This is a genomic window from Cohnella candidum, from assembly GCF_003713065.1.
GTDB lineage: Bacteria > Bacillota > Bacilli > Paenibacillales > Paenibacillaceae > Cohnella > Cohnella candidum.
The window spans coordinates 5,237,180-5,255,110 of sequence record NZ_CP033433.1 but is presented as its reverse complement, the minus strand read 5'-3'; the positions used below and the strand labels follow the sequence as shown (position 1 = coordinate 5,255,110).

Annotated in this window: 12 protein-coding genes; all 12 read right to left on the bottom strand. The window is 59.7% G+C overall.

Translation table 11 applies throughout. From position 1 onward, the window contains the following. Window positions 1-122: 122 nt before the first annotated feature. The 12 genes from EAV92_RS24185 to EAV92_RS24130 all read right to left on the bottom strand — a co-directional run bounded on the left by EAV92_RS24185 (window position 123) and on the right by EAV92_RS24130 (window position 17,831). A complete protein-coding gene (locus EAV92_RS24185) occupies window positions 123-1,205 on the bottom strand; it encodes a DUF3048 domain-containing protein (protein ID WP_123043450.1) in 1,083 nt (360 codons plus the stop codon). 91 nt (window positions 1,206-1,296) lie between these two features. Continuing rightward, window positions 1,297-2,658 carry a multicopper oxidase domain-containing protein gene (locus EAV92_RS24180; RefSeq protein ID WP_164472916.1) on the bottom strand — a complete coding sequence of 454 codons (1,362 nt, stop codon included), beginning with the start codon at window positions 2,656-2,658 and terminating at the stop codon, window positions 1,297-1,299. 84 nt (window positions 2,659-2,742) lie between these two features. Next, entirely contained in the window at window positions 2,743-4,905 is a 2,163-nt protein-coding gene (locus EAV92_RS24175) for an alkaline phosphatase PhoX (RefSeq protein WP_123043448.1), read from the bottom strand. Window positions 4,906-5,057: 152 nt separating this feature from the next. After that, window positions 5,058-6,101: a polysaccharide deacetylase family protein gene (locus EAV92_RS24170; RefSeq protein WP_123043447.1), complete on the bottom strand. Its 1,044-nt coding sequence runs from the start codon at window positions 6,099-6,101 to the stop codon at window positions 5,058-5,060. A gap of 392 nt (window positions 6,102-6,493) precedes the next feature. Next, on the bottom strand, window positions 6,494-7,759 hold the full coding sequence (locus EAV92_RS24165) for an MFS transporter (protein ID WP_123043446.1): 1,266 nt from the start codon (window positions 7,757-7,759) through the stop codon (window positions 6,494-6,496). Further along, on the bottom strand, window positions 7,760-9,319 hold the full coding sequence (gene gcvPB, locus EAV92_RS24160) for an aminomethyl-transferring glycine dehydrogenase subunit GcvPB (RefSeq protein ID WP_123043445.1): 1,560 nt from the start codon (window positions 9,317-9,319) through the stop codon (window positions 7,760-7,762). Window positions 9,320-9,352: 33 nt separating this feature from the next. Next, a complete protein-coding gene (gcvPA, locus tag EAV92_RS24155; protein WP_206424266.1) occupies window positions 9,353-10,768 on the bottom strand; it encodes an aminomethyl-transferring glycine dehydrogenase subunit GcvPA in 1,416 nt (471 codons plus the stop codon). Window positions 10,769-10,801: 33 nt separating this feature from the next. Beyond that, window positions 10,802-11,584: an SDR family NAD(P)-dependent oxidoreductase gene (locus EAV92_RS24150; protein WP_123043444.1), complete on the bottom strand. Its 783-nt coding sequence runs from the start codon at window positions 11,582-11,584 to the stop codon at window positions 10,802-10,804. Continuing rightward, on the bottom strand, window positions 11,577-14,684 hold the full coding sequence (gene lacZ, locus EAV92_RS24145) for a beta-galactosidase, LacZ type (protein ID WP_123043443.1): 3,108 nt from the start codon (window positions 14,682-14,684) through the stop codon (window positions 11,577-11,579). The genes EAV92_RS24150 and lacZ overlap by 8 nt, the downstream gene beginning before the upstream one ends. Before the next feature lie 48 nt (window positions 14,685-14,732). After that, window positions 14,733-15,545, bottom strand: coding sequence for a carbohydrate ABC transporter permease (locus EAV92_RS24140; RefSeq protein WP_123043442.1), 813 nt, complete (start codon window positions 15,543-15,545; stop codon window positions 14,733-14,735). Next, window positions 15,542-16,513, bottom strand: a complete 972-nt coding sequence (locus tag EAV92_RS24135) for a carbohydrate ABC transporter permease (RefSeq protein WP_123043441.1) — start codon at window positions 16,511-16,513, stop codon at window positions 15,542-15,544. Before EAV92_RS24135 ends, EAV92_RS24140 begins: the two co-directional genes overlap by 4 nt. 25 nt (window positions 16,514-16,538) lie before the next feature. Next, window positions 16,539-17,831: an ABC transporter substrate-binding protein gene (locus tag EAV92_RS24130; protein WP_123043440.1), complete on the bottom strand. Its 1,293-nt coding sequence runs from the start codon at window positions 17,829-17,831 to the stop codon at window positions 16,539-16,541. Window positions 17,832-17,931: the final 100 nt, after the last annotated feature.

The window sequence follows — 17,931 nt, the reverse complement described above, 5'->3', positions numbered from 1 at the left end:
CAACAATCGACAACTTCGACAGTTTCTTTAAGATTGCCGGACGGAGGGAATTTCATAACCGTCGGGTGCGGACCCGGAAAAAGCAAAACGGCCCAGGATTTCCCTGAGCCGTCTCGGTTCTTTTATTGATAAGTGACGTAGTTCGACAGCGCCGCCCGGTTCGGCACGACGTGGTAATACGTGACGCCGGGCACGAAGGGCAGCTCCTTGCCGTCCTTCTCGATCCGGATCATGTTTCCGTCGCGGCGCCACTTGGCGGTAATCGCTTTGCCCTGCTGCATGAGAACCGCATCCCCGCCGCCTTTCAGATCGACTTCCAGCCTTCCGTAATCGTCGTACGACGCGGTTTTGGCGGCAAGGACGACCAGGTTGCTCGCGGTCAGCTGCTCGTCGTTGTTCTTGTCGACGTGCGGCTTGCCGTTAATGAACCGGGCATACAGCCCTTTGGCGGCATCGTAGGTGTACGATACCTTATAGCTCTTGAGTTCGAATTGGATGTTCACTTCCGACGCGGGAGCCGCCCCCGTCAGGTCGGGAGCGCTGCTGAAGGAAAGCGCGGGCATCGATGCCGTATCCGGGTATTTCAGATGGGCCGCTCCGGCCCTCAGTTTCTCGAGGTTCGTGTACAGATTATGCGGCGCTTTGCGGGTCTTGTCCCGCCAGAAGAAGGCGCCGGCGTTCGTGATCTCGTCGAGATCCTGCTTATGCTGGCCGCGGAGGATGGCGAAGGCGTCATTGCTCGCCCCGGCGTGGACGAGCACGCCGCCGTAGAATTCGCCGACTTCGATAAAATAAGGCCGGATGCTGCGGACCGGACCGATTGGATCCGTGAACTCCTTGCTCTGGAAAACGGCCACGAGACGCGTGATGCCGCCTTCCGCCAGCAGCTCCCACACCGTGTCCGCCTGCGTCAGCCCGGATTGGGGTCGGGCGGGCGCGAGATTATTGATCATGACGGCGAAAGGCCGGTTCGCGATTTCATGGTCGACCGGCAATCCGGTCAGCGGCGCCGTGTACGCCGGGGCCTCCGGGGAAGAAGCCGGCGACGAAGACGCGGATTCCGTCGGGATCGGCGTCGCTGAGGCGTTCGACGCAAGCGGCTCCTTCGAACCGCCGCTGCAGGCGGCCATGGAGAAGATCGCGCCGGCCGCCAAAATCGTAAGCGGCAGCCTTAAGGCACGGGGAAATCTCGACTTTGCGGGCATGCCATTCCTCCGTCCGTACTCGGTTTTCATTCATTAAACCACAAGAATAGACGGATGTCTTGGTGCCAATGTTGCATTTTGCGGAAGGCTTTTAGAAATCCGAAACTTTGACGAGGGTGATGAGTCCCCCCATTTCGGCGCCCATGTTCGCATGCTCCCCGCCGTTCATCGTATGGTCGAGGATGTGGCAGTGGAACATCCAGTCGCCCGGAGCGTCGGCACGGAAAGCGACGTCCACCGTTTCTCCCGGACCGATAAGTACCGTGTTCATCGTCTCCACGGTTTTGACCGGATGGCCTTTGCGGGCGATGACCTGGAAGTCCATGCCGTGAAGGTGCATCGTGTGGACGTCGACCGGATCGATATTGATCATGCGGACCCGCGCGGTTTGTCCCTTCTTCAGCTCGATGGGCGGCGTGTCGGGGTAGCTTCTGCCGTTAATCGTGAAATAGTCCGGCTCGTCGTCCATCGCCGCGTTCACGTTCATCCTCGCGAGAACCATCGTATAATCCTTATCGAACGCCATGCCGTCGGCCAAATCGCCGGATGCCGGTACGGGGGTCGGCTTCTTGGCAGGATCGATAATGAAGGCTCCGTAAAGGCCTCCCACGATTTGCTTCATATCGTCGTAGTGGGCATGGTACATGAACGTTCCGGGATGGCTTGCGGTAAATTCGTAGTCGAATTCCTTGCCCGGCTGCACTTCGTTCTGGGTAATGCCCGGCACGCCGTCCATGGCGTTCGGCAGATGCAAGCCGTGCCAATGGATAGTGGACGGCTCCGGCAGCTTGTTCAGGAACTTGATGCGGACTTTGTCCCCCTCCGTTACCCGAAGCGTCGGTCCCGCAACTTGTCCGTTGTAGGTCCAGGCGGTCGTCAATACGCCTTTCAAGGGAGCCCAATCGGCCATTTCGGCCGTCAGCGTGAACGTCTTCGTCCCGTCGGCTTCCACGGCCGGCGTCAATCCTTTTCCTTCGAAAACGTCCCGGACTTTCGACTCTTCCTCGTGAAACTGCTTCTCCGCTTTCGGCGTGCCGAGCATCACCGTATGGCCCGCATCGTCATAATCGTATTGCAGCCCCAGCGCATTCGCCAACGGTTCCGCCACCGCCATCACGTTAGCCCCGATTTTCACCGGGTCTGCGGCCGCCGGCAGTTCTTTACCGTCGATATAGACGGTGCGCGCCCCCTCATCCCAGCGGTATGACAGATCGAGAGCATCCGCCACGTCTTGCGGGGACACCCGGATTTCCGCCAAGTCGCTGCTAACCGAGCCCGGCGTCGAAAGCAGCCGACCGTCCAAATAAACGGTAATGCTGCCTTCCGCGGCTTCCCCTTCCTCCGTCGTATGGGAGCCTTCGTGCGCCGACGCGTCCGGCCGGATCGTGCCGAGCATATACATGGACGAAGCCAAGAGGAGTACGAATGTCCATAAGGCGAATTTTTTCTTCATGTTCATCCTCGTTTCTTATGGAATGGCAAAGCCGCCGGGAGGGGTCCCGGCGACTTCGGGTAAACTTCATCAAAAAGCCTGATTTTATGGATTAAAAAGTTGGTCCAGCGCTCCGGCGTTAATCCAAACTCTGCCTTGCTTGTTGACCGGTGCCTTCGGGAGCGTAATCGTTTTGCCGTCCAGCGTCGCCGTCTTGGAGCCTACGCGGATGGACAGCTTGTGGGAGCCCTTCACGATCACGATGTCCTTGGCGCCTTTCGTCACGATGATCGAAGCGCCGCCGTTCTTGGCTTTCTCGCGCAGCTCCACGAGCTTGGCTTCGTCCGCTTTCGCGGCCAGCATTTGCTGTTTCGTCGGCAAACCGGAGAGGTAGCCCACGAGGCCGGAGCTCTTGTTGTCGAAGTTCTGATTGATGTAGTTCTCTACGTCGGCTTTCAAGCTGTCCGCGACGATCATTTCATCGCCCGGATGCTGGATGTTGGACATGACGTAGCTGAAGCCGTTCAGGTTGTCGACCGCCGACAGGCCCGTCGCTTCGGCGCCTGCAGGCGTGGACAGAACGCGGGACAGCTTCTTCGTGTCGACGTTATACGCCCATACGAAGTTGTTGACGTGCAGGCTGCTGTCTTCGCCGATGAACAGCGTGCGGAGTTCCTGGGAGAAACTCAGGTTGTCCGGGTTCGCCACCTTGTCCGGGTTCGCCTTGTTGCCGAGAGCATCCGGAGCCGCCAGGTCTTCGCCGACGACGAGGCCTTGCATGAACGAAGGAACGTACGCGCTGTCGATCGAGGAACCGGCTTTGTCTTTTTGTTTGCCCGTCAGGGTCAGCTCATAAGTAACGCCCGCGGAAATTTTGTTCACTTGGATGTCGTCCGCCGGATCGGCGCCTTTGGTGTCCTTCTCCATGGCTTTCTCGACGTAGGACATGGCGATGTAGGCTTTGTTCGACTTCGTATCGAACGCGACGCCTTCCATCTTGTTGAATTCGGCGGTTGCGCCGACGATCGCGCCGTAACGGCGGGATTCGAGGAACGCTGCGGCTTTCTCCATGCCCGGCTTCACTTTCAGGTACTCCAATTTGCCGGAAGGATAGGTTTTGATGGCCGTGAAGCCTGCAGCGGCTGCATCGGACGTTTCGAAAATGTCGCTGAATTTCAGGCCTTGATCGACGTAGGCTTTCACTTCTTTGTCGGTCGCGTGGCCCAGCTTGATCCATTGCAGGTCGGCGGAGCCGCCGTTGTCGGCGCTCTTCTGTACCCATTTCGCGGCATACAGCGTGCCGGCGGACAGGTCCTTCGCTTTGTCGGCTACGTACATGAACAGCATCGTGTTGCCGCCGTCGTCTCCGAACAGAACCGTACGGAAATCAGGGGCAACCTTGCCGAGCTCGTGGGAGAAACGTCCCATGCTGTAGTGCTTCGCGACGCTGGTGGAGTTGTCGGCTTTCACCGTCACTTCCGGAATGTAGCCGTAGGCGTAAGGATTGCCGACCTTCGTCGTATCGCCGTAGTAATTCTGTACGAAGCTGCCCGTGTACGTCTTCGTCGGATCGGCTTCGAACGCGCGGGCGTCCCCTTCGTACTCTTCGCTTCCGAGGTGGGTGTTCCACGGGGTCAGCGAGCCGTTGCAGGGAATCCACAGGCCGCCGACGCCGGAGAAATCGATTTTCTTCAGGGTGACCGGAGTCAGTTCGCCCGTCGTTTTGTTCTGGTCGATCGTAGTCAAGCTCATGCTGGCCGGCACGGTGCCGTATGCGCGGTTGATGTATTCATAATGCGTCACGAGCGAAAGGGCGTTGCCGCCTTTGCCGTCAGCCTTCATGCCCGGCACGGAGAACAGGCTGTTCGCGTCCGGGTCTTCCGAGACGTAAGGAACCGGCTGGCTCGGGTTCGTCGTGTCCATGATCGGACTTCCTTTGGCGTCTACGGCGACGCCGGCGATCGTACCGCCGACCTTATCGGTCGACTTGAACAATTTTTTGTAGGACAGAGGGAAAGATTTCGAAGAACCGTCGGAGTAAGTCACTTTGACTGAGGCCGTCGTATACAGCTTGGCCATGTCGGCCGCCGTGCTCGGTGCCGGCATGCCGACAAACTCCACGGATTTGACCGCGACCCCGTTATTCGAGGAACCTTGCGGAGCCGCCGGGTTTTTCGCGTAAACCGCCGCCGGGATCCCTACGGTCAGCACGGCCAGTCCAAGTGCGGGCAGCAGCGCTTTCTTGCGCCATTTTTTCCAATTCAACATCTGTAAATCTTCCTCTCTATCGCATGATCAAATCCCCACGTAAATAACGATAGACCCTCAACGTTAACGCGGTGTCAGAGGAAACGCAGACTTGGATTAATCTAAGAGAAAATAAAAACCGAAGCGGCATGCTCCGCTTCGGTTGATCGTGCTTATTTAATGACGGATGAGTTCGCGGTTTGGGAATCGATCATGTCGTCGATGGTGACGAATTCGTAACCGGCTTTCTTCAGATCTTGGATGATGATGGGCAGCAATTCGATCGTGTGCTCCAGCGCGTCTTTCTTGCCGCCGAACGAATGGAGCAGGATGACGCCTCCCGGACGGGCGTGTTTCCGGATATTGGCGCGCATGGCGGAGACCGAAGTCCCTGCCCAGTCTCTCGGATCGACCGTCCATAGCACGTGGTGCAGTTCTTTTTCATGCACATAGTCCAGTAAGGGCTTGGAGACGGAACCGTAAGGCGCCCGAACCAGATCCGGCGTATAGCCGCCGGTCGCTTTCTCCACGGCTTTCTGCGTGCGGTCGATCTGGTCGGCGAGCGCCTGACCAGACAACTTGGTCAGATCGGCGTGCGACCAGCTGTGGTTGCCGATGTCGTGTCCTTCCTTCAGGATCCGCTTCATCGTGTCCGGATTTTTCTCCACCTGCGTGCCGACCACGAAGAAGGTCGCTTTCACGCCGTACTCTTTCAAAATGTCCAGCACCTGAGGCGTATACTTGCCGTCCGGCCCGTCGTCGAACGTAAGCGCCAGTACCTTGCGCTCTTTCTTCGATGGCGCCGGTTTTTCCGGCTTCGCGGCCGCCGGCGGTTTGGTCGGCGGAGACGGTTCGGAAGGCGGCTTCGTTGCGACGGGACCGGGGTCCGGGCTGGCCGCCGGCGGAGGGGACGGGTCCGGCGCCGTCGTCGAGACCGGCGGCGGGGCTCCTCCGCCGGGCGGTCCGAGCTTCGCCGGTACGGGAGCTCCACCCTCCGGCGTCTCGGTCGCCGGCGATTCCGCGGGGCTGCCGGAAGGCGGAATTCCGATCTGCAGCGGATCGAGATCATCCGCATCCTCCGGCCCCGCCGGTTCCGCCGCAAGCACGCTTCCGATCCATCCTCCTTCAAAATGGCACCCCGCCTGGCTTCCCAGCAGCAAAGCTCCTATAAGCATCAAGCCCCATTTTCCCGTTCGGGGCGACCGTTTTTCCTTCATGCTCTTCACCTTCCCGCTTTTTGCTCGTCATTGGGATACTCATTAGACGATGCAAACCGCGGTTCGGATAGACCGAAAGAAGGATTTTTTGAAAAATATTTCCGACTTTTTTCGAGTAGTCGACATTTAGCGGGAATAACTCCCACTAAATATCCGAGAGATTGATGATTGGCAATAATAACAGGAAAACTTACCCCTAAAATTACCCTAAAAGCATCCTTTACCATGAAACGATCAGATTAGTTGGACTTTTTCCCATTAATTTTAAGAAAACCGTAAAAAACCGCAAAATAGCGGGAACTTTTCCCGTTAAGCCGCTTCGGCGAATGCTGCGTACCGACAGCGACGCTCGGCATCAGGGGTAAATCGACAAAAAGAAACCGCCTTTGCCGCTAAGCGGACAAAGACGGCTCCTTTCGTTGATCTTTCTCCGAGCCTCGGGTCACGCCGTCAACCAGGGGGCGGATCCAACGGCGGAAGAGCAGATAGCCAAGCAGCAGCGCGGCGGCAGTCAACGCAAACGGGAGTCTGTAATCCTCTCCGGCCATGATCCAACCCGCGAACCATGTCGCGGCGGATGAACCCGCGCTGCGGAATACCGAACGCATGCCCGCGAAAAGGTTCCGCTCGCCGTCCGCGAAAACGGACATCAACCGGCTGTCCGCCAGATTCGAGAGCAACGTGAGCCCTCCTCCCCGGAGCAGGAACAGGACCGTGAACAGCGGCACCGGCATTCGCAGGTAGAGCAAGGCGAACAGCGCGACGTTGCCGATGAACGCGGCGGCGATCGCCGCCTCTGCACCGAAGCGTTCCATCACCCACGGAGTCAGCAGCGATGCGGCGAACAGGACCAACCCTCCCAGAGCCAGCAGCAGGGAAACTTTGTCGTCCGTCCAATGAAGCCGGAATTTCACGATGACGTTCAGGAACGATCCCGTGAGCGAAGAAGCGCCCCCCAGCAAAGCCAGGAAGAGGGAGAACAGCCAAAGCCGCTTATCCGCAAGCAACGTTCGCATACCGCGGGAGGTGGAGAGAGGACGCCCGTTTTCCTTCCCGGCGGCTGCGCTTCGATCGCCCGGAAGCCATAGAAACCGGACGATGCCGTGCGCGAGCAATACGAAACCGGCGAGCAGCAGGGGGAGCCGGTAATCTCCCGATCCCCCCTGTCCGCCGGGCAAGTGTCCCGCGAGCAGCGTACCCGCGCCGGAAAAGGCGGTAAAAACGGCGAACATCAGCGAATACGCCCGCGCCTCGTCCTTCCTGCTTGAACAGTATTGGAACAGCAGCTGAACCTCGGTCGTCTCCACGAGCACAAGCCCGATGGAAACGGCGGCTTGCGCGCCATAGAAGAGAGCGCGTTCGACCGCGGCCGCGTAAATGAAGTTTCCGGCGGCGATGAACAGAATGCCCGCGACAAGCAGACGTTTCCGGCCCAGACGGTTCGCAAGCAACGACACCGGAATGGCCAGCGCCCCCATGATCAGAATGCCCGCGGAAGCCAGCTTGCCGATCTCGTCTTCCCTCAATCCCCGCGACAAGAGATGAAGATTGAGAACAAGCGCATACATGCCGATCCCGATCCCGTACAGCGCTTCGGTCGCCAGAAAACGGCGGACTCCGCCGGGCAGGCGCAGCATGTCCTTGAAGTACCCGAACATTCAATTCTCCTGCGCTTTTTTCAAATAAGCCCGCCACGTGATGCACCATTGCTTCGGATCGTCAAGCGACGATTCGTCGTTCCGGTGGACGGTGCTGTTGTGCGGGGCCGTCTTCACCGCTTCGGGGTTCGAATAAGCTTCGTTCGAAATGTGCTCCAAAGCGCGGATATATTCGTCCAGGTCTTCTTTGGAATAAGACTCGGTCGGCTCCAGCGTGAACGGCTGCGGCACGATATAAGGATGATGGGAAGTCCAGTAATGCAGGCCGAAATCGCACATCCTGCGCGTAATGTCTTCCGTCGTGACGCCCGTCTCATCGGTCAGCTGCTTCCAGCTGTAGCGCACCTGTTCCAGGCGGCGTCCCCGGATATAGGGCGCGCTCGCCCCGCGGATTTTCAAGATTTTATGATACAGGTAGTTGTTGTTCAGCACGGCGATCCGGGCCACGTCCCGCAGCCCGTCAGGTCCCAGGCTCATGATCCAGGCATAGGCGCGAAGCACGGTTTGGGCCACGCCGTGGAAGCTGCGCACTTTGCCTATGCTTCCGTCCTCCTGGCCTTTCAGCACGTAGCGGCCATTCTCCAGATCGACGACGGGTCCCGGCAAAAACCGTTTGAACGGCTCGGCAACCCCGAGCGCCCCCGTTGCCGGACCGCCGCACATGTGGGGAGCGGCGAACGTTTTGTGCAGGTTGAAGAAGCACATGTCGAAGCCCGCTTCCTTGGCGCGCGTAATGCCGAGCAGGCCGTTCGCGTTCGCCTGGTCGTAATAGCAGACGCCGCCCGCCGCGTGCACGACGTCGGTAAATTCGCGGATCCGGGGATTGTAAATGCCCGTATCCTCCGGGTTGGCGACCACGAATCCGGCCGTCCGCGGGGAAACGGCCTTCTTCAGCTTCTCGAGATCCGGGAACCCGTCCTCGTCCGGATGCAAGGTGATGATTTTATAGCCCTTCACCGCCGCCGTCGCCGCTTGGGAGGGGTGGGAGAAAATCGTGGTGATGATTTCGTCGCGCGTGTCGCCTTCGCCCCGCGATTCGTGATACGCGCGGACGATCGAGGCCATGGCCAGCAACGCCTGCGTGCCGCTGCTCGACTGGAACGAGAAGGCGTCCATGCCGGAAATTTCCCTCATCGCGAGATCCGTCCGGTGGAAAATTTCCAGCATGCCCTGCACCGATTCTTCATCCTGCAGCGGATGCAGCTCCGTCAGATGGGGCGTGCGGATCAGCATCTCATTGATCCTCGGAATGTATTTCATCGTACAGGTACCCTGTCCGATTTCGACGTTGAGGTCGGAACCCAGCGTCTCCTGGGACAGCCGCAAATAATGCCGGAGCACCTTGGCCTGCCCGATTTCCGGCAGCTTCGGCAATTCGCTCCGCCGCATGGAGTCGGGAATCCGGCCCGTACCGTCCCCGACCTCGGCCGCAAGGGATTCCTCGCTCCCCGGAGGGATGACCCCCCGCTCACCCGGGCGGTGAAGCTCGAATATGACCGGCTCATCCCACTTCGCTTGGTGGAATCGCCGCACTTGATGGTCTCTGCGAATCCGTTTCATGGCGTCATGTCCTTCCTTTCATCGGGCGAAGGGTTACGGCTTGGCGACGATCTTCGCGATCGCTTCCGCCAGCCGGTCCAAATCCGCCTTGGAGTGTATTTCGGTCACGCAGTACAGCGCGCATTGGCCCCATTCCGGGAACCCGCCGGACAAGTCCTTGCCGCCGAAAATACCGGCCTCGGCAAGGCGCCGGTTGATTTCCGCCACCTTTAACCCCGTTCCGTTGAAATCGACGACGAATTCTTTGAAAAACGCGGTGCCGGGGAAACGCAGGCCGACTCCCGGGATCGCCGCGAGTTTTTTCGCCGCGTATTGCGATTTCTGCATGATGGTGCCGCCGAGCTCTTGCATGCCGTAAGGACCCATCAGGGACAAATACACGCCTGCGGTGATGCCCCACAATGCCGTCTGGGTCCCGACGGATTCCTTCCCTTTCTCGCGCAGGGCGAACGAGGTCCGCTCGTAAGCGACGTCGCCGAAGCCGTATTCGCCTTCGACCTCGGTCGGCACGATGCCGAACAGGCGGGAAGGGTATTCCATCACGTAAGTTTCTTCGTCCCGCGTAGCGATGAAGCCGGCCTGCCCGCCGCCGTAGTTCATATGCATGCCGAGCGGCTGCAGATCCCCGCAGACGATATCGGCGCCATAGCCGCCGGGCGGCTGCAGGACGCCGAGCGAGATGGGGTCCACGCCGACGATGGATACGGCCCCGGCCTCATGGGCCAACGCCGATATGGCGCTGCCTTGATCCTCTATAATGCCGAGGTAACCCGGGTTTTCGAAGTAAACCGCGGCCGTATCAGCATCCAGCTTGGCGCGCAGATCGTCCAGGTCGATGCGCCCGGTAGCGGAGTCAATCTCCACGAGCCGCAGCTCCATAACGGGCGTGCAGTAGTTTCGAATGATCATGATTTTATCCGGGTCCGCCGATTTCGGCAGGAGCGCCGTCCGGCGGCCGGTAATCCGGCCCGCCATTCGGATCGCCGTCGAAGCGGCTTGCGCCCAGTCGAAAGTCGGGACGTTCACCACGTCCATGTCCACGAGCTCGGCGATCAGGCTTTGGTATTCGAACAGCGCCTGGAAGCGGCCGTGGTCTTCATAAGGCTCGCCCGCGTAAGCGGTCACGAATTCCGACCGCTGGTTGATTTCGTCGCAAACGGCGGGAACGAAATGCTGCCAGCATCCGGCTCCGAGAAAATTCAGATAAGCGCCGCCGTGCTTGTTTTTGGCGAGAAGGGCGTCGATATGCCGGCGGAGCTCGTGTTCCGTCATCGCCGGCGGAAGCTTCATGTCCCGGTTCAGCTTGAGCGATTCGGGGATCGCGTCGTGGAGCTGATCGACCGAATCCAGGCCGATCTCTTTCAGCATCTCGGCCTGGACTTCCGGGACCGTATTCGGAATATAAGGATGGGCAAAAGTCCGGGTTCGGGTCAAAGGGTACGCCTCCATTCTATTTGATCGGGAATCCTCCCGCGTTATTCGTCACGCTATGCCGCCGCCGTCCACCACGAGCACGCTTCCCGTCACCCATGCGGACAGGTCGCCGGCAAGGAACAGCACCGCATTGGCGATATCCTGCGGCGTGCCGAGCCGCTCCAGCGGACGTCCGCGCGCGGAGTCGGCGAGGAATGCCGCCTCGTCCTGCCGCAGCTGCTTCGCTTCATCCCGCAGCAGCGGGGTATCCGTGTCGCCGGGCGATACGCAGTTGACGCGGATGTTGTCCTTGCCGTGATCGATGGCCATCGCGCGCGTCAGGTTGACGACGCCCGCTTTGGCGGCGCAGTAAGCCGCGGCGCGGTCGCCGCCCTTGAGGCCCCAACCGGAGCCGGAATTGATGATGCTTCCGCCACCGCCGCGCGCCATGACCGGGATGACGTATTTGGAAAGCAGGTAGACTCCCTTCAGGGAAACGTCCACCACGAGATCCCAGTCTCGTTCCTCCAGCTCCACCACCGTTTTGCGGCGGATGATGCCGGCGTTGTTGAACAGGATGTCGATCCGTCCGAGCGCCGACTCGATCTCGGAGACGACAAGCCGGCAATTGTCCGCGGATGACACGTCGCAGCGGTAGAAGCCGGCTGACCCGCCGCCGCTCCGGATTTCCGAAGCGGCCCGCTCCCCTTCCGCTTCGTTGATATCGAGCAGGACGGCATGCGCGCCGAAGGACGCGAGCAGTTTGGCCGTAGCCAGCCCGATCCCCGACGCTCCGCCGGTCACGACCGCAACCTTGCCGGAAAGATTCAATACGTCTTGCGCGTTAAGCATGGATGCCTTCCTCCTTTCGCATTTCCGCGGCTTCGGCCGCCATTCGGCGGCTCAGCCGTTCGGGCGCTTCGTCTCCCGACGAATACGGCTTCAACAGCACGCGGAATCGGAACTCTTCCGCCTTCAACGCGTATGCCGGAAGCTGTGCCGGTCCGCAGCTGTTGCTTCCAAGGCCGTTCTGGCGGTAATCCAGGTTCAGCGTGATGAAATCGCGCGGCTTCAAGTCGCCGGCATGCCGAGCCGCTTCCAGATCATGGTCCGTATACCGGCGGGCGCTGAATTCCAAAACGGGAGACCCGGCGGCGAGCAACCCGTTGCCGGCCCGGTCCGTCACCGATACCCAGCGGACGTCGGTCCGGTTGCCGTTCTCCTGGGGGTACACATAGGGGGTATGGAGACCGTCGACGGTGTTCCCGTAGACGCCGATCCGCGCGGCTTGCTTGCTGTCCGCATAGCTCTCTCCCGGGCCCCGCCCATACCACTTCACCTGATCCATCCGTCCCGGCAGCTCCATCTGCAGCCCGATCTTGGGCAGCATCTCCGGAGGTTTGCCTTCCGGAACTCCGTGCACGTCGATGACGATCAATCCCGTGCCCGTTACCGTATAAGCCGTCTCGCAGCGGAATCCCCAATCGTAGACCGGAGGCGCGATGCGCGACGTCCAGACGGCGCGGACCGCCGTTTCGTCCAAGCGGTCGACGCGGAAGCCGTCGATCCTTTCCGTGAGCCGGTCCAGTTGCGCCTTGCGCCAATCCTCGACGACGTACATGTCGTTGTCGATCGGCGCCCGCCAGAAATGAAGGCGGGGACCGCCGTTCACGAGCTCCAGGCCGTGAGTACGCAACGAAGCGATTCCCGTCCGCGTCGGATCGAAGACGATGCGGGCCGTATCGTTCTCCAGCACGAGCATCCGGCCTTCCTGAACGCTCGACAACTTCCTGTGAGGGCGGACGTGGGCCACTTTCTTCACCGTAACCGCAGTCTCAGCCGGAGCTTGCCATGGGAACTGTGCCCAAGCCACTTCATGTCCGCGTTCCGCCCAAACGTGATCCGCCGCGAGCGTGAACGACAAATTCAGCCACGGCTCAGCTTCCGATTCCGCCGCTGCGGCCGGGATGGCCAGTTCGGCGCTCTCGCCGGGGCCGATCCGCGGCAGCGTTACCGTGCCGCTGCGAACGGTCCGGCCGTCCGCGGTCAAACTCCAGCAGGCATGCAAATGGTCCAGCGTGAGGAAATCGTAGCGGTTCGTCACCCGCACCGTGCGGCCGCCGACTTGCTCGACTCGGACGGGTTCTATGATTTTCTTGTATTCGATCAACCCCGGAGACGGCGTCCGGTCCGGCCGGACAAGGCCGTCGATGACGAAATTGCCGTTGTTCGGAACGTCTCCGAAATCCCCGCCGTAAGCGTAATCGTCATTTCCCCCCGTCTCCATGCGGAGACCGTGGTCGATCCACTCCCACACGAAGCCTCCCTGAAGCCTTGGGTAAGCGTCGAACGTCTCGAAATATTCTTTCAGCCCGCCCGGGCCGTTGCCCATGGCGTGGGCGAATTCGCACAGGATATGCGGCTTCGGATGGTCTTCCATCCGGCCGAAGCCCTCCATCTTCTCGACCGAGGAATACATGGTGCTCACGACGTCGCATACTTCCGCTTCCCGGTCCTCCTCGTAATGGATCAGCCGGGTCGGATCCGCCTGCCTGCACCACGCGGCCATCGCGCGGAAATTGCAGCCGAAGCCGGATTCGTTGCCGAGCGACCAGAAGATCACCGAAGGCCGGTTCTTGTCGCGTTCCACCATCCGGCGCACCCGGTCGACATACGCTTCCTGCCAGGCGGGATCGTCGCTTAACCGCGACAGGTTCCCCGTCAACTGGAACCCGTGCGTTTCGAGATCCGCTTCTTCCATGACGTAGAGGCCGTATTCGTCGCACAGGGCGTAGAAGCGCGGATCGTTCGGATAATGCGCCGTGCGGACCGCATTGATGTTATGCCGCTTCATCATGAGCACGTCTTCCGTCATCGTCTGCAGCGACACGGTGCGGCCCGTGTCCGGATGATGGTCGTGCCGGTTGACGCCCTTCAGCAGGATCGCCTTGCCGTTCACCCGAAACCGGCCGTCCCGGACCTCCACCTTGCGGAAGCCGACCCGTTCGGCCACGGCCTCGGCAACGCGGCCGTCCGAATCCGTAAGCTCTATGGTCAGCCGGTACAGATATGGGGACTCCGCACTCCACAACGCAGGCTCTTCAACCGGAAGGGCGAACGCGAGCGTCGTACCGCCGATCGGTTGCTCCTCCTGGGCGATTTCCTCCCCTGCCGCGTCCAACAGCCGAAGGCGAACACGGCCGGCAGGCGAATGCCCCGCGAGTTCCAGCCGGACCGACAGCACCGCGTCACGGTAATCACCGTCCAGCTCCGTGACGACGGAGTAATCCCGGATACGGACGTCCGCCGGCTCCGAAATCAAATACGCGTCCCGGAAAATCCCGCTCATCCACCACATGTCCTGGTCTTCCAAATAGCTGCCGTCCGACCATTGATAGACGCGCACCGCCATGCGGTTGGAACCGCTCCGCACATAAGGAGTCAGGTCGAATTCCGAAGTCAGCCGGCTCCCTTGGCTGTAGCCGACGAACGCTCCGTTCACCCAGAGGTGGAACGCGCTGTCCACGCCGTCGAATTTGACGGAAACCGTTCTGCCGTCCCAATGGTCAGGCATGACGAATTCCCGTATATAGCTCCCTGTCGGATTGACGTCCGGAACCCGGGGCGGATCCACCGGAAAAGGATAGTATAAATCCGTATAATGCGGCTTCCCGTATCCCTGCAGCTGCCAGTGTCCGGGGACGCGGATGTCGTCCCAATCCGACGTATCGAAACCCTCTTCGTGAAACCGTTCCGGCGCCCATTCGGGTCCTTGCGCGAAATGGAATTTCCAAACTCCGTTCAGGGAACGGAACCAGGGGGAGCTCCCCCGGTCGCCGCCGAGCGCATCGGCGGAATCGGAATAAGGAATGAAATAAGCCCGGCCCTTCGCGCGGTTGCGTTCGAGCACCTCCAGGTTCTCCCAGTCGCGCTCTCCCTTTTCGTAACGCATGGTTTTCCCGCTCCTCTCCGAAATCTCTCTTTGTTGTTCGAACCCGATTTAGCCCTTGATGCCCGTTCCCGCGATTCCCCCGACGATATAACGCTGCGCGAGAAAGAACACGACGAGCGGCAGAATCGAGATCAGGCAGGTCACCGCCATGATGGACTGCATGTCGACGCCGTACATTCCCTTGAATTGCGCCAGCCCGAGCGTCAGCGTGTATTGCGACTGGTCGTTCAGGAAAATGAGCGGCCCCAGGTAGTCGTTCCAGCAGTTCATCATTTGGAACACGGCGACGAGAATCAGCGACGGGCCCATCAGCGGAACGATGATCTTCCGGAAGATGCCCAGCTTGCTCGCCCCGTCGATCGTCGCCGCTTCGTCCAGCTCGCGCGGAATCGTCAGAATGAATTGGCGCAGCAGGAAGATGAAGTACGCCGAACCGAACCAGGACGGCACGATGAGCGGTTTGAGCGTATTGATCCAGCCTAGGTAATTGAACTCCATGTATTGCGGGATCATCGTCACTTCCCACGGAATCATCATCGTCGCGAGGACGACCAGGAACAGGAAATCGCGGCCTTTGAACGTGAATCTCGCGAAACCGTAGGCGACCAAGGCGCACGACACCAGTTGTCCGAGCGTCGATAGCGCGGTCACGGCGAGGGTGTTTTTCAAGAACAGGTTAAACGGCTGGCTGGTCCAGGCTTCGGCGAAATTGCCGAACTTCCAAACGGACGGAATCCATTTGGGCGGAAACAAGTACAGCTCGGTCTGCGACTTCAGCGCCGTGGTCACCGCCCAGAACAGCGGCGCGATGAACAGAAGGGAGCACAGGAACAGCATGGCGTACACCGGCAGCTTTTTCATGACGCACGCCTCCTTCCCGGCGTTTTCCGCTTCATTTCCCCTTCGTAGAACACCCAGGCTTCCGACGTTTTGAACACCGCGAGCGTCAATACGAGCACGATGAGGAACATGAACCAAGCGTTCGCCGCGGAATAGCCCATTTTGAAATATTTGAACGCGTTCTCGTACATGTACATGGCGTAGAAGTAAGTCGACTTCAGCGGTCCGCCTCCGGTGAGCAGAAGCGCCAGCGTCAGCTGTTGGAACGCCGCGATGATCGAAGTGATCAGGTTGAACAGGATCGTCGGACTCAGCATCGGAATCGTGATGCTCGCGAACTGTCTGAGCTTGCCCGCGCCGTCGATCGAAGCGGATTCGTAAATGTCTTTCGGAATCCCCTTCAAGCCGGCTAAGAAAATCAGCATCATGGAGCCTTGCCCCCAGAGGCTGGCAATGACCATGGCGGCCAGGGACCAATGCTTGTCATTGAGCCAATCCGGGCCCTGCACGCCGACTAAGGACAGAAAATAATTGAGGATGCCGTAATCTCCGCTGTACACCCACGACCAGATCATGGCCAGGGCGACCCCCGAAATGACCGAGGGCAAATAGAAGGCGGTTCGGAAAAAGGCGGTGCCTCTCGTGTTTTGGTTGAGCAGCAGCGCGAGCCCGAGGGCCACGGCGATGTTGAGCGGCACGAACAAAGCGGCGAACTTGATCGTCACGCCGAACGATTTCCAAAACAGCGGATCATCCGTAAACATGGCGGCATAATTGCCGAACCCGATAAAGTGAACCTGCCCTACGATCGGCCAATCGAAAAACGAGATGATGAGCGAAAACAGCAACGGCCCCAGCGTGAACACGAGGAATCCGAATATCCAAGGGAATAGGAAGAGGTAGGGCACCGCCCTACCCCCGCTTCGTTTCCTTGCAGGCTTGAGGCTGGCCGTTTGTTCCCCTGAGTGACGCGGGTAGGTCTGAGCCATCTCTTAACCTTCTTTCTGCGCGGTTCTACTTCAAATAGCGCTCGCTGTCTTTTACGGCTTGGTTGAGCGCGTCCTGGGCGTCGCTGCCCTGCACGACCGCTTCCACCGCCGCCGAAAGCTGGCGGTTGACTTCATTCCATTTGGCGTTGAGCAGGAAGGCCGGCGTATTGTCGGAACGCTCAAGCATCGTATAGAACGGCTTGTACAGCGGATCCTGATCCAATTTCAGCTCGTTCACGACGCTGACCCGGACGGGCAAATCGGCCTTGCGCATTTTGATGGCTTCGTCGGAGACGTAGAATTTGACGAATTCCCAAGCCAGATCCTTCTGTTTCGAATCCTTGGCGATGGAGAGCGCGGATTCCGCGATGACGCCTTTGACCGGTTTGCCCGGAAACGCCGGCATTTCCACGGTGCCTACGTCGATGCCCGCCGTCTTGAACGACTCGAGCGGCCAAATTCCGCTTTCCCACATGGCGATCTTGCCGGCTTTGAAAATGTCCTCTCCGCTTTGCTGGCCTTTGCCGCCGACCAGCACCGCCGAGCCGTTTTTCACCATGTCGCCGAAAACCTGGATGGCTTGCGCCGTTTCCTTGCTGTTCATATAACCGTCGATCTTCTTGCCGTCATCGGAGATAAAGGAGCTTCCGTTGCTCCATACGAACCCTTGCAAGTCGTATGTGTCGTTCGACGCCCGGACGCCGAAGCCGTACTGCTTCTTCGCCTTGTCGCTCAGCTTGGCGGAGATGGCCTGAAAATCGTTCCAAGTCCAGCCGTCTTTCGGATACGGGATCTTCGCTTCGTCGAACAGCTTCTTGTTGTAATAAACGACGCGGCTCGTAAATCCGGCCGGAATGCCGTACAGCTTGCCTTCGATCTTGCCGTAATTGAACAGTCCCGAGTAGAAGTCGTCCACTTTCAGGCTTGCGTCCTTGGACACGTATCCGTCCAGGGGTTCCAGCGATTGGTGGTACGTGGGGAAATCCCACATGTACATCACGTCCGGCGGGTTCGTCGCGCCGAAGCCCGCGGCCAGCTTCTGGTCGAAACCGTCGGCATAAGCCTCTACCTGGATCTTCGTGCCGGGATGGCTCTCTTCGAATTTCTTGGCGATGTCCTGCTCGATCTTCAAGGCGTCGCCCGTATCCCACGTGGCGAACCGGATCGTCTGCGTGCCGGCGGAACCGCCGCCGGATGCCGCCGGGGATCCGGACGGCGCGCCGCTTTCGCTCGTGCCGCCTCCGCCTCCGCCGCATGCCGTCAGCAGCAACGTCGCGATCGTCGTGGCCGCCAGCGCCATGGACCATTTCTTTTTCATTCGGTATGCCTCCCCTGTTCATTCGGATATAAAATAATTGAACCGCTTTCATTGTAGCCAACCTGAAAGCGGTTCAACACCGATAACCATCCGAACCTTC

Excerpts from the sequence above, each read along its gene's own strand:
- EAV92_RS24185 (WP_123043450.1), bottom strand. The coding sequence starts at position 1,205 with ATGCCCGCAAAGTCGAGATTTCCCCGTGCCTTAAGGCTGCCGCTTACG.
- EAV92_RS24180 (WP_164472916.1), bottom strand. The coding sequence starts at position 2,658 with ATGAAGAAAAAATTCGCCTTATGGACATTCGTACTCCTCTTGGCTTCG.
- EAV92_RS24175 (WP_123043448.1), bottom strand. The coding sequence starts at position 4,905 with ATGTTGAATTGGAAAAAATGGCGCAAGAAAGCGCTGCTGCCCGCACTT.
- EAV92_RS24170 (WP_123043447.1), bottom strand. The coding sequence starts at position 6,101 with ATGAAGGAAAAACGGTCGCCCCGAACGGGAAAATGGGGCTTGATGCTT.
- EAV92_RS24165 (WP_123043446.1), bottom strand. The coding sequence starts at position 7,759 with ATGTTCGGGTACTTCAAGGACATGCTGCGCCTGCCCGGCGGAGTCCGC.
- gcvPB (WP_123043445.1), bottom strand. The coding sequence starts at position 9,319 with ATGAAACGGATTCGCAGAGACCATCAAGTGCGGCGATTCCACCAAGCG.
- gcvPA (WP_206424266.1), bottom strand. The coding sequence starts at position 10,768 with ATGGAGGCGTACCCTTTGACCCGAACCCGGACTTTTGCCCATCCTTAT.
- EAV92_RS24150 (WP_123043444.1), bottom strand. The coding sequence starts at position 11,584 with ATGCTTAACGCGCAAGACGTATTGAATCTTTCCGGCAAGGTTGCGGTC.
- lacZ (WP_123043443.1), bottom strand. The coding sequence starts at position 14,684 with ATGCGTTACGAAAAGGGAGAGCGCGACTGGGAGAACCTGGAGGTGCTC.
- EAV92_RS24140 (WP_123043442.1), bottom strand. The coding sequence starts at position 15,545 with ATGAAAAAGCTGCCGGTGTACGCCATGCTGTTCCTGTGCTCCCTTCTG.
- EAV92_RS24135 (WP_123043441.1), bottom strand. The coding sequence starts at position 16,513 with ATGGCTCAGACCTACCCGCGTCACTCAGGGGAACAAACGGCCAGCCTC.
- EAV92_RS24130 (WP_123043440.1), bottom strand. The coding sequence starts at position 17,831 with ATGAAAAAGAAATGGTCCATGGCGCTGGCGGCCACGACGATCGCGACG.